The organism is Polynucleobacter necessarius, from assembly GCF_900095215.1.
In the GTDB taxonomy this organism is placed as follows: Bacteria; Pseudomonadota; Gammaproteobacteria; order Burkholderiales; family Burkholderiaceae; genus Polynucleobacter; species Polynucleobacter necessarius_H.
Genome location: NZ_LT606949.1, coordinates 1,417,698 through 1,429,781, shown reverse-complemented (window position 1 = coordinate 1,429,781; position 12,084 = coordinate 1,417,698). Strand labels below are relative to the sequence as shown.

The following is a 12,084-nucleotide window of genomic DNA, read 5'->3' as shown; positions in this document are numbered from 1 at the left end:
TTATGTGCAGTTTTTAAAGCCGAGGTAATTCAGTTACGAAGCGTTGCTGGCCTTCCACTATCCGCTCTTGCTTGACAAGTAATGCTGCTTTTTTTGGGATTGGTGGCAAATTCAAGGCTAACGTGAGTAAGGGCTAGGGGGTGGCAAAGTGGGATAAGGTCTGCCGTTCTCTTGGATGCTTGAATACCGGTAATTCTGGCAATTCCGAGAACATCCCCTTTTTTATGGGAGCCAACCGACACCATCTGAAAAGTCTCAGGTAGCATGGTGATCTTGCCGGTAGCGATGGCAATGCGATGGGTGTTTGGTTTATCGCCAACATTTACCATGTGGGCTTGCCCGCTGGCATCAAAATGAGTTAGTTTGTTCGTGGGATAAGTTTTACCATATAGAGATGCAATACATAAAGTCAGTTCCAAAAACCTCTTTTTTGCGCCGCACCTTGGCTGTTCAGCTGATGTTGGGCCTTGCTTGCTCTGGATCTCCCGTGTACGCCGCTCCTGCTGGAGATGTTTCTGTGGAGGGTAATTCAGCTGCCATTCAGAATATTGGCAGGGCAATGCAAGCGCCCGATGCGCGTCCGGCCAATGCTCCAACTCGTAACACTATGCGTAGTCAGCCAACCATCGTTTTGCCTGATATGGGCGATCCAGGGGGCGATGCTCTGAGTCGGGTTGACGAGCGCAAGTATGGCGAGATGATCATGCGTCAGATTCGTCCTGATGTTGATTATTCGAATGATTTACCCATTTACGATTTTTTAAATCAGATGGAGCGTCGTTTATTACAGGCCGCAAAGACACTGCAATTAGGCGGGGCTAATGAACAGGGTAGTGGTGCCTATAACTTCGAAGTGTTTGCCGTTAAAGACAGCAGTATTAATGCGTTCGCATTGCCTGGAGGCTTCATCGGTTTTCATACAGGGCTGATTGTGAGCGCTGAATCGGATTCAGAAGTTGCTTCAGTTATGGGGCATGAAACAGGCCACGTATTCCAGCGTTATCTCGCTCGCCAAATGGACAAGCACACTACCAATATGATGATTGCGTTAGCTGGTATGGTGTTGGGTGCTTTAGCCGCATCCCGCAATCCTCAGGTCGCAGCTGGCCTCATGCAGGGTGGTCAAGCGGCGGCTATTAATAATCAACTCTCCTATTCAAGAGATGCTGAGCGTGAGGCCGATCGTATTGGCTTTCAGATATTGGATGCTAGCGGCTACGATGTGAATGGCGCTCCAGGATTTTTCCAGCGCTTGCAAAAAGCGACTGGAATTATGGATCAGGGTGTCCCCAGTTATGTGCGTACCCATCCCTTAACAACTGATCGAATTGCCGACATGCAAGATCGGGCGCGTACGGTTGCATCGCGTAATGTGCTAACTTCAGTCGAGTTTTATTTCATTAAAGCCCGGGCTCGTATGGAGCAGGCAGGCACATCTAGCGGTATGTATGACCTCAAGAATACTTTTGATAGCTTGAGTAAGCAGCAGCCAATTGGCAAACAGTTAGAAGGTTTTTATGGCTTAGCTTTAGTAGCGCAACGCCAGGGAAAAATTGATCAGGCGGAAGCGGATTTACAGCAGGCGCGCAATTTGGCTCAGAAGGCTAGCGCTCCAGGATCCCCCATTCAAAGGCAGAGCCTTTCTTTAGACGTCACCGCTTCTGAGTTGGCGCTGGCTAAAGGTAGGGGTGATGAAGCGTTGCAAATAGCCCAGACTACTTTACGAGCCTTTCCTCACTCTTATGCGGCAGGGGCAGCAATGATTAATGCTGAACTCAAACTCGGTCGCACCAACGACGCTATCAATTGGTTAAAAGCGCGCACAAGAGCGCAGCCTAGCGAAATAGTATGGTGGAATTTACTCTCTACGTCCTACGATCAGGCTGGCAATGTCCCAATGCGTCACTATGCGCTTGGCGAAAAATATGCTCTGGAAGGAGCATGGCCTTCGGCGATTGAGCAACTTCGCATTGCACGCTCAGCTGGTGGTGCTGATTTTTATCAAGGATCTAGTATTGACGCGCGTTTGCGAGAAATGCAAAGGCAATATCAAGATGAGCTCAAGGAACAAGGCAAGCAGATGCCAGGCTAAGGCTGTGGTTTTGCTATGTAGTTAAAGCGGCTAGCCAATTCGCTGGAGTGTATGGGGTCAAGAGGAAGTTGTTTTCCTTGCCAAATCCAGGATCCAGAAAAACTACAAGCGTCTTCACGTAGTTTGGCTAATGCAGAGAAATGATCTAGATCATGATCGTGCAAAAGAGCGATTGTTTGTGAATCTCTTTTGATAAATTGATCTCGCTTATCGCTCTTGCTTTCATAAATCGTTTGACTTACTTTTCCAACAATATAAATATTGCCGTTTTCATCGCTTCAGGCTGAATCTGGATCAAGAGCGTTGTCGCATTGAGTAAGTAGTTGAGAGCCTTCTTCGCTTGGAATGATCCGGGATACCCATGGTGTGGCGTCAAGGGTAATAAAAACACGCTGCGGACCATTTTGAAAAAAGCATCTACCGAGTTCATCGCATGCATAGTTGCGGGCGATAAAGTGATTAAGTGCTATATGTTGAATTACTTGTCCGGGAAGATGATTCTGTTGAGTAAATTCATCGCGCATTCGCCATTGGCCACGGCGATCTAAGGCAAGCCAACCAAAGCAATTAGGCACGTTGGGTCACTTCATCAGTGACAGCAGTACTTGATCATCCATAGTCTTTAGTGCAAGCTGTGTGGCGCTGATGGGGGGTCGAAAGTTGCGTCAGTCGAGTGGCTGGCGTGCAAGTGCGCGATGCGCCAACCCTGACTATCTTGTAGCAGTACGAGCGTGATATTGAGAAAAAATCCTGCTTCTACTTGATATACCCATAGGTGCACTGCTTCAGTAGTGTCATACATTGTGGCACCTAAAACAGAGTGACTAATACAAGCAATTGGCTCTAAAAATAAGGGTTGTTTTGCGAGCAATCTTTCTAAGCCTTCGCGAATTTCCGCATGACCAGTCAGGCGATGCCTTCCGGCAAAACGCATATAATGGAATCATCGTCCAGCCAAATGTCTAAAACGCTTTGAACGTCGCGCTGGCTAAGTGCGTCTCGCCAAGCCTCTACGACATCATCGGCGCTATGAAAGAGTATGGCAAGTTTAGGCATCGCTTACTTTTCCTGAGTTAGGGCTTCAATGAATTCAGCGTAGCGAATACCTGCGCCGGCAAAATATCGTTTAAGCACTGCAAATGCCCTAAAGGACATTCTCTTTTATGACATGGACTGCAAGCCAGATTAAGCCAGATCACCTTGGCCTTATCGGAAAAAGGCGGAGTATGGGCTGGATCGCTCGATCCAAAAATGGCGACTTGAGGAGTTTTGAGGGCTGCCGCAATATGCATCAAGCCGGAGTCGTTGCTGATGACTGCCTTGGCTTGGCTGATGAGGGCGATTGCTTCGTCAAGCGAGGTATCGCCACACCAGTTATGCATTCGCTGATTTTGCTTGGTTTGGGTGTATATCTCCTGGGCAAGCGCATGATCGCCCTTGCCTCCCACGAGAATGACCTGCGCACTTGGCTCGCTGGCAATGATGTTCAGGGCTAATTCTGCAAAATGACGAGTGGGCCAGCGTTTGGTTTGCCCATATTCGGCGCCTGGACACAGGACATAAATATCCGAAGCGGTGATGCGGGTGTTTTGTAGTTTTGCTTGCACCGAGTGATTGGCTGCAGCTGATACATTTAACTTTGGTGTCGGAGTGGTGTTTACTAATCCAGTTGGTTCGCCATCCAAAAGCCCGTTTAATTGAAGATAGTGCTCGACCATGGGTGGGCGATTCACTTTGCTTGGATTGTCTAGGGCGACATTAATTAAACCAAAACGGAATTCGCCGCGATAGCCCACTCGAAAAGGGATGTTGGCAAGCCAAGGAATTAGCGCTGATTTAAAGCTATTGGGCAATACAAAACAGGCTTCATATTTTCTTGTCGCAAGTTCTTTGGCTAACTGTTTGCGTAAGCCCAACTGCAATTGCTTGTGCTTAAACTTGGCTTCAATGACTTCATGCACTTCAGGGCAAGCACGATAGATAGGGGCAACCCAAGTGCTAGCAAGTACATCAATTTTTGAATCTGGATATTGGGATTTGAGACTTGCCAGTAGAGGCTGGGTCATCACGCCATCCCCAATCCAGTTGGGGGCGATGATCAGAATACTGTGCATGTGATGTATTCCGACTCAGCACCTCATGAAGAGGTGCTGATAAGACTTAGTGACCGTGCGGCTCAGTGCCGGGAATGAGCTTGTACTCTGTGCCACAGTAGGGACACTTCGCTTCGCCGGTTTCAGTGATATCTAGGAAGACGCGTGGATGCGAGCTCCAGGTTGGTGTTTTATTGGTGGGGCAATGCAATGGTAAATCTTTGCCATCCACCATTACCACTTGAGCTTGAGTCATATGCTATTTCCTAATTCCTGCAATTATTTAACGTAAGTGAGCCAAGATTTGTATTTATCATTTCTGCCGTATACCGCGTCGAAATACGTCTCCTGAATTTTTTCAGTGATCGGACCACGCTTACCATCACCAATGGTGCGGTCATCCAATTCACGAATTGGAGTAACTTCAGCAGCGGTACCAGTGAAGAATGCTTCATCAGCTGAATACACTTCGTCACGAGTGATACGTTTTTCGCGAACTTCATAACCAAGGTCTTTGGCAATTTGCATCACGGAATCACGGGTGATGCCATCCAAGCAAGAGGCCAAGTCTGGTGTGTACACAATGCCGTTACGAACCATGAAGAGGTTTTCGCCAGAACCTTCGGAAACATAACCTTCGGTATCTAGTAATAAGGCTTCGTCGTATCCATTAGCGGTGACTTCTTGATTGGCCAAGATGGAGTTGATGTAGTAGCCGGAAGCTTTGGCACGCACCAGGGATGAATTAACAAAATGGCGGGTAAAAGAGGATGTTTTGACCCGAATACCCTTGTTAATGCCATCTTCACCCAAATAGGCGCCCCATTCCAAGGCGGCGATCGCGGTATGAATACTATTGCCTTTAGGCGAAATTCCCAGATTTTGGGAACCGATAAAGATAATTGGACGGATATAGCAAGCTTCTAGCTTATTGCTGTTAACCACGTCAATAATGCCTTTGGTAACCTCTTCCTGGCTGTAGGGCATATTCATTTGGAATATTTTGATGCCATTAAATAGGCGTTTTACGTGCTCCGGAAGGCGGAAAATGGCTGTTCCTTTGGGGGTTTTATAGGCTCGGATGCCCTCAAATACGCCCATTCCGTAGTGCAGGCTATGTGTCAACACATGAACATTAGCCTCACGCCAAGGGCTTAGCTTCCCATCAGTCCAAATAAAGCCATCGCGGTCGGACATCGACATTTTTTTTACCTTTTGTGCCTATTCATTAGCTGCAAAAACGGTTTAAGCAAGGCATTTGGCCGGTCGTTTTTGGTCTTTCGGCTCAGAATGCATTGCAGTGCTTTTATTGTAGAGCAGGCTGGGCGGTCTGTCGGCTTGAATCCTTGGGGGTAGGTAGGTCGGAGCCTTTAGAATGGAGCATTCCCCATAAACCATCTTATTTACCCAGACTCATGCCGGCATCCTTATTTAAAGTTAAGCGTTTAAGCGAATTAGCTCAATCAGGCCAATTAAAGGGTAATCGGGTTTTAATCCGCGCTGACCTGAATGTCCCTCAGGATGAATCTGGAAAGATTACTGAAGACACTCGAATTCGGGCATCCATGCCGGCGGTACAAATGTGTTTGGATGCTGGAGCAGCCGTGATGGTGACTTCGCACTTAGGACGCCCAACAGAAGGTGAATTTAAACCTGAAGATAGTTTGGCTCCGGTTGCCGATCGCATTGCTAGTTTGCTCAATCGTAAAGTGCCTTTAATTAGCGATTGGGTTGATGGCGGATTTGAGGTTAATCCTGGCGAGGTAGTGTTACTGGAAAACTGTCGCTTAAATGTGGGCGAAAAAAAGAATAACGATGGGTTGGCAAAAAAGATTGCTGCCTTGTGTGATGTCTATGTCAACGACGCATTTGGCACTGCGCATCGCGCCGAAGCAACTACTCATGGCGTTGCAAAGTTCGCTCCCGTAGCTTGTGCTGGCCCTTTGATGGCTGCTGAATTGGATGCACTCAGTCGCGCATTGGCAAGCCCTAAGCGTCCTTTGGTGGCCATCGTAGCGGGGTCTAAAGTTTCTTCGAAGCTCACTATTCTGAAGGCTTTGTCAGAAAAAGTAGATGAGCTGATTGTTGGTGGCGGCATCGCTAATACCTTTATGTTGGCTAAAGGCTTGCCTATTGGCAAGTCACTTGCAGAGCCGGATTTAGTTGATGAATCCAGAGAAATTATGGACATCATGGAAAAGCGTGGCGCTCATGTCCCTATTCCGGAAGATGTTGTTGTTGCGAATGAATTGTCTCCCTTGGCCCGTGCAAACCGTGTACCCTCGGATCAAGTGGCGGAAGACGACATGATCTTAGATATTGGTCCAAAGACTGCCGCGCGTTTATCCATCATGCTCGCTCACGCTGGCACCATTGTTTGGAATGGACCGCTGGGGGTGTTTGAAATCGATCAGTTTGGTGGTGGCACCAAAATGTTGGCTGCAGCCATTGCGCACTCACCTGCTTTCTCGATTGCTGGCGGTGGTGATACTTTGGCAGCAATCGCGAAATATGGCATTGAGAATCAAGTGGAGTACATCTCTACTGGTGGTGGCGCCTTCTTAGAGTTTTTAGAAGGCAAAGCTTTGCCAGCCTTTGCAGTACTTGCCGAAAGAGCGAAAGACTAAATATGTTGAGAGCGACAAAGATCATTGCAACCCTAGGGCCTGCGTCTGAAAAGCTCGAAGTTTTGCGTGACATGATTCGTGCTGGCGTCGATGTAGTACGCATGAATTTCTCTCATGGAACTGTAGCTGACCATAAAGCGCGCCATGACTTAGTGCGCGCCATTTCTGCCGAAGTAGGTAAAGAAGTGGGCATCATGGCTGACTTACAGGGTCCAAAAATTCGCGTTGGTAAATTTGTAGAAAACAAAATTTTGCTCAAAGAGGGCGATAAATTTACTTTGGACATCGCTTGTGAATTGGGCGACCAAACCAAAGTGGGTCTTGATTACAAAGAGTTGCCGGGTGATGTAAAGCCGGGTGATCGTCTTTTGCTGAATGACGGCTTAGTTGTTTTGACGGTTGAAGGCGTTAAAGGCGGAGAAATTTTTACGATTGTTGAGCAAGGCGGACCGCTCTCGAATAACAAGGGTATCAATCGTGCTGGCGGTGGTTTAACCGCTCCTGCGTTAACTGAAAAAGATATTACTGATTTAGATGCGGCGATTGCCATGGGTGTGGATTTCTTGGCAATCAGCTTTCCGAGGGATGGCGCCGATATGGCCTATGCCCGCAAGCTGGCCGATGCCGCTAGCGCCAAGCATGGCGTTGGCAAAGTCAGAACTATTGCTAAGGTAGAGCGTGCGGAAGCGATTGAACCAGAAGCGCTTAAAAGCATCATTGCTGAGAGCGACGGCATTATGGTTGCCCGCGGTGATCTGGCAATTGAAGTGGGCAATGCCGCAGTGCCAGCGCTACAGAAACGCATGATTGCTTGGGCGCATGAGGCGGATAAATTTACGATTACCGCTACGCAGATGATGGAGTCCATGATCAATGCGCCAGTACCTACACGTGCTGAAGTAAGTGACGTGGCCAATGCAGTGTTAGATGGTACTGATGCCGTGATGCTTTCTGCTGAGTCTGCCGCAGGGATGTATCCAGTGCAAACAATCAAGGCCATGGCGGAAATTTGTGTGGAAGCTGAGAAATCCGATCTTTTGAAATTCGATACTGATTTCTTGGATCAGACTTTTACCCGAATTGATCAAACGATTGCGCTCGGCGTCCTCTTTACGGCTCATCATTTGAATGCCAATGCGATTGCGGCTTTAACGGATTCGGGCTCAACTGCTATTTGGATGAGTCGTCATAATATTCATGTGCCGATTTTCGCGCTGACATCGAAAATAGCTACTCAGCGTGCACTCAGCACCTATCGCAATGTGACACCAATTGGTTTGGACTACACCAAGGATCGCGATACCGCTTTGCAAGAGGTAGAAGCCTGCTTGAAAAAAATGGGCGCAGTCAAAAAAGGCGATACCGTTGTTTTGACTTCTGGTGAGCCAATGGGAGAGCCCGGCGAAACCAATACTCTCAAGATTATTCACGTCAAGTAAGTCACGCGAGACATCAACCAATTTATCTATAAACCAAATTACTATTTAATTAAGAGAACATCATGACTTTAGTATCTTTAAGACAACTCTTGGATCACGCTGCTGAAAATGGTTACGGGCTGCCCGCATTTAACGTGAATAACTTAGAGCAAGTGACTGCGATTATGGAAGCGGCGAATGAAGCGGATTCCCCGGTGATCATGCAAGCTTCCGCGGGTGCTCGTAAATACGCTGGTGAAGCTTTCTTACGTCATCTCATTTCTGCCGCCGTTGAAGCTTATCCCCATATTCCAGTCGTCATGCATCAAGACCATGGTCAAAGTCCCGCAGTATGTATGGCTGCAGTTAAGAGTGGCTTCACAAGCGTGATGATGGATGGTTCTTTAGAGGCTGATGGCAAAACAGTTGCTAGCTACGAGTATAACGTGGATGTCTCCAAAGAGGTGGTGAAGTTTTCCCACTCCATTGGAGTTACTGTTGAAGCCGAATTGGGTGTATTGGGTTCACTAGAAACCATGCAGGGCGACAAAGAAGATGGCCATGGTGCTGACGGCAAAATGACTCGTGAGCAGTTATTAACTGATGTTGAGCAAGCTGCTGATTTTGTGAAGGCAACCCAGTGTGATGCCTTGGCAATCGCGATTGGCACTAGCCATGGCGCATACAAGTTCAGCAAGAAACCTACTGGCGATATCTTGGCCATCGACCGCATTAAAAAAATTCATGCGCGTATTCCGAATACACATTTAGTGATGCATGGCGCTTCCAGTGTTCCACAAGAGCTGTTAGCTGAGATTCGTGAATTCGGTGGCGATATGAAAGAGACTTACGGTGTTCCTGTTGAAGAGATTCAAGAAGGTATTAAGAATGGCGTTCGTAAAATTAATATTGATACTGACATTCGCTTGGCAATGACTGGTGCGATTCGCCGTTACTTTATTGAAAAGCCATCGAAGTTTGATCCCCGTGATTATTTGAAGCCAGCGCGTGAAGCCGCTAAGAAAGTTTGTATTGCTCGCTTCCAAGCTTTTGGTTCCGCTGGCCAAGCCTCCAAAATTAAATCGATTTCTTTAGAGAAGATGGCTGAGCTATATAAGAGCGGCAAATTAACTCAAATTGTGAAGTGATTTAAATATGCCCGCTTTATACACAACCTCGATTAAGTCCTTGCCTTTGTTATCTAAAGGGAAGGTGCGTGATGTTTATGCATTAGATGATGACAAGTTGTTAATGATCACAACTGATCGCCTTTCCGCGTTTGACGTGGTGATGGGTGAGCCTATACCTGAAAAGGGTGTGGTCCTTAATCAAATGGCTAACTTTTGGTTTGATAAATTAGCCGCCGTCATTCCCAATCACCTGACTGGTATTGATCCAACAACAGTAGTGGCTGCTGATGAAGTGGATCAGGTTAAGGGTCGCGCGGTAGTGGCCAAGCGTCTGAAGCCAATTTTGGTAGAAGCGGTAGTGCGTGGCTATTTGGCGGGAAGTGGTTGGAAGGATTACAAAGAAACCGGCAAGGTCTGTGGAATTGCATTACCGGCATGTTTAGAGCATGCTCAGAAATCACCAGAGCCCATTTTTACTCCAGCAGCTAAAGCAGAATTTGGCCAGCACGATGAAAATATTTCATTTGAAAAAGTAGTAGAGCTCATTGGTGAAAAATTAGCCAATCAAATTCGAGAAGTCAGTATTCGTTTATACAAAGAAGCTTCTGAATACGCCGCTACTCGCGGCATCATCATCGCGGATACCAAGTTTGAGTTTGGGTTAGACGCTAACGGCCAATTGGTCTTGATGGATGAGATTCTGACCGCCGACTCCTCTCGTTTCTGGCCGGCTGAGACTTACTATGTCGGCTCAAATCCACCTTCTTATGACAAGCAGTTTGTCCGTGACTGGTTGGAAACAGTCCAGGTTAATGGCAAGCTCTGGCCTAAAACAGCGCCTGCGCCGCAATTGCCGGCCGATGTGATTGAGAAGACCGCTGAAAAGTACCGTGAAGCCTTAACTAGGTTAACGGAGAAGGCTTAATGCAGAGGTTTCACTGCAGGCTTAACTCGGAGATAATGGAGTCCCTGAGAAACGCGTAGTTAAGATTGAGGTATTTGGAGAGGTAAATGAGCAAGAAGCCAGTTGTCGGAATAGTGATGGGATCCAATTCAGATTGGGATACCATGCAACACGCCGCTCAAATGCTTGAGCAGTTTGGGATTGCTCATGAAGCTAAAGTGCTCTCCGCACACCGCATGCCAGATGACATGTTTCAGTATGCCGAAAAGGTGCAAGCTAATGGCTTGCAGGCGATCATCGCTGGGGCAGGTGGAGCAGCCCATTTGCCAGGCATGCTTGCATCCAAAACCATTGTTCCAGTCTATGGTGTGCCAGTAGCCAGCAAATATTTGCGTGGTGAAGACTCGCTCTATTCGATTGTGCAAATGCCTAAAGGCATTCCGGTGGCTACATTCGCCATTGGTGAAGCTGGTGCGGCCAATGCCGCTTTGCATGTTATCGCTGGTTTGGCTTTGCATGATGTGGAGCTGGGCAAAAGATTAGAAGAGTTCCGTGCGAAGCAGTCTGATACCGCGCGTTCAATGAATTTGCCGGGATATTAATTACATGGCAGAGCGTATGGAACCCATTTTGCCGGGTTCATATTTAGGAATATTAGGTGGTGGTCAGTTGGGTCGGATGTTTACGCAAGCTGCTCAAGCAATGGGCTACAAGGTTTGCGTACTTGATCCCGGTTCTGACAGTCCTGCAGGTTCTATCGCGGAAAAATTTATTCAAGCCGAATACACAGACTCTGCCGCCCTAAAAGCAATGGCTGCGCTTTGTGACTCAGTAAGTACTGAGTTTGAAAACGTGCCAGCTCAAGCGCTTGATGAGTTAGAGGCTTTAGGTGTATTTGTGGCGCCGCGCAGTAGCTGTGTCTCCCTGGCGCAGAACCGCGTCGCCGAGAAAAATTTCCTCTCTACCTGGAAATCAGAAACCAATATTGGTCCTGCGCCAAACTTTGTGATTGAGCATGATGCCGATATCGCGCACATTCCGGCTGATTTATTTCCTGGAATATTGAAGACTGCGCGCATGGGTTATGATGGTAAGGGACAGATTACTGTTTATACAGCTGCTGATTTGCCAGTGGCTTGGGCTGATTTTGGTAAAGTGCCTTGTGTATTAGAAAAACGGATGGATTTGGATTTTGAGGTTTCCGCATTGGTTGTGCGTGGCTATGACGATGCGGTAGTGGCTTATCCAGTCTCCCAAAATATTCATCGCGATGGTATTTTGCATACATCGACTGTGCCAGCGCCCTCACTCAATCCTGGACAAGAGAAAAAGATTGTTGAAGCGGCTAAAGCGCTCATTCGGAAGATTGATTATGTTGGCGTGCTTTGCGTTGAGTTCTTCGTATTAAAGAATGGCGACATCATTGCCAATGAGATCGCTCCACGTCCCCATAACTCTGGCCACTACACCATGGATGCTTGTGTTAGCAGCCAATTTGAGCAGCAGGTTAGAGCGATGGCGCGCTTGCCTTTAGGTGATACCCGTCAATTAGCTCCTGTATCAATGTTGAACTTGCTCGGCGACCTTTGGTTTGAGGGTAGTGAAGATCAATCAAAAGAGCCTGCTTGGAATAAAGTGTTAGCCCATCCGGATGTAAAACTCTATTTGTATGGAAAGTCCGAACCGCGCATGGGCCGTAAAATGGGCCATATCAATTGTCTTGGTGAGGCTTTGAATGAAGCACGCCAAAATTGTGTATCCGTTGCTACTGAATTAGGGATCGAGCCCTAGAAATGTCTACGGACTGATCTGGCAGTACG

Annotated in this window: 12 protein-coding genes and 1 pseudogene; 7 read left to right on the top strand and 6 right to left on the bottom strand. The window is 47.5% G+C overall.

Going from position 1 to position 12,084, the window contains the following annotated elements:
• Positions 1-56: 56 nt before the first annotated feature.
• A pseudogene (locus DXE35_RS07730) lies at positions 57-329 on the bottom strand (cyclic pyranopterin monophosphate synthase MoaC); the annotation flags it as partial.
• A gap of 65 nt (positions 330-394) precedes the next feature.
• Here DXE35_RS07730 and DXE35_RS07725 point away from each other — a divergent pair.
• Entirely contained in the window at positions 395-2,092 is a 1,698-nt protein-coding gene (locus DXE35_RS07725; protein WP_114690119.1) for a M48 family metalloprotease, read from the top strand.
• A 278-nt stretch (positions 2,093-2,370) separates the two neighbouring features.
• Here the strand turns inward: DXE35_RS07725 and DXE35_RS10750 are convergent, their stop codons facing one another.
• From DXE35_RS10750 to DXE35_RS07700, 5 genes are all read right to left on the bottom strand, one after another.
• Positions 2,371-2,667 (bottom strand): DUF2946 family protein, encoded by a 297-nt coding sequence (locus tag DXE35_RS10750; protein WP_269459885.1) that lies wholly within the window; start codon positions 2,665-2,667, stop codon positions 2,371-2,373.
• 47 nt (positions 2,668-2,714) lie between these two features.
• A complete protein-coding gene (locus DXE35_RS07715; RefSeq protein WP_231970095.1) occupies positions 2,715-3,026 on the bottom strand; it encodes a nuclear transport factor 2 family protein in 312 nt (103 codons plus the stop codon).
• A 139-nt stretch (positions 3,027-3,165) separates the two neighbouring features.
• On the bottom strand, positions 3,166-4,206 hold the full coding sequence (gene waaF, locus DXE35_RS07710) for a lipopolysaccharide heptosyltransferase II (RefSeq protein WP_114690118.1): 1,041 nt from the start codon (positions 4,204-4,206) through the stop codon (positions 3,166-3,168).
• 46 nt (positions 4,207-4,252) lie between these two features.
• Positions 4,253-4,441, bottom strand: a complete 189-nt coding sequence (locus DXE35_RS07705; protein WP_114690117.1) for a zinc-finger domain-containing protein — start codon at positions 4,439-4,441, stop codon at positions 4,253-4,255.
• Between the two features lie 23 nt (positions 4,442-4,464).
• Positions 4,465-5,388 (bottom strand): branched-chain amino acid transaminase, encoded by a 924-nt coding sequence (locus tag DXE35_RS07700; RefSeq protein WP_114690116.1) that lies wholly within the window; start codon positions 5,386-5,388, stop codon positions 4,465-4,467.
• Between the two features lie 212 nt (positions 5,389-5,600).
• Here DXE35_RS07700 and DXE35_RS07695 point away from each other — a divergent pair, with 212 nt between their 5' ends.
• The 6 genes from DXE35_RS07695 to DXE35_RS07670 all read left to right on the top strand — a co-directional run bounded on the left by DXE35_RS07695 (position 5,601) and on the right by DXE35_RS07670 (position 12,055).
• Positions 5,601-6,812 (top strand): phosphoglycerate kinase, encoded by a 1,212-nt coding sequence (locus DXE35_RS07695; protein ID WP_114690115.1) that lies wholly within the window; start codon positions 5,601-5,603, stop codon positions 6,810-6,812.
• A 2-nt stretch (positions 6,813-6,814) separates the two neighbouring features.
• Complete coding sequence (gene pyk / locus DXE35_RS07690; RefSeq protein WP_114690114.1) at positions 6,815-8,251, top strand: pyruvate kinase; 1,437 nt, start codon at positions 6,815-6,817, stop codon at positions 8,249-8,251.
• 62 nt (positions 8,252-8,313) lie between these two features.
• A complete protein-coding gene (fba, locus tag DXE35_RS07685) occupies positions 8,314-9,378 on the top strand; it encodes a class II fructose-bisphosphate aldolase (protein WP_114690113.1) in 1,065 nt (354 codons plus the stop codon).
• 7 nt (positions 9,379-9,385) lie between these two features.
• Entirely contained in the window at positions 9,386-10,285 is a 900-nt protein-coding gene (locus DXE35_RS07680) for a phosphoribosylaminoimidazolesuccinocarboxamide synthase (RefSeq protein WP_114690112.1), read from the top strand.
• An 86-nt stretch (positions 10,286-10,371) separates the two neighbouring features.
• On the top strand, positions 10,372-10,866 hold the full coding sequence (gene purE, locus DXE35_RS07675; RefSeq protein WP_114690111.1) for a 5-(carboxyamino)imidazole ribonucleotide mutase: 495 nt from the start codon (positions 10,372-10,374) through the stop codon (positions 10,864-10,866).
• 4 nt (positions 10,867-10,870) lie between these two features.
• Positions 10,871-12,055: a 5-(carboxyamino)imidazole ribonucleotide synthase gene (locus DXE35_RS07670; protein WP_114690110.1), complete on the top strand. Its 1,185-nt coding sequence runs from the start codon at positions 10,871-10,873 to the stop codon at positions 12,053-12,055.
• Positions 12,056-12,084: the final 29 nt, after the last annotated feature.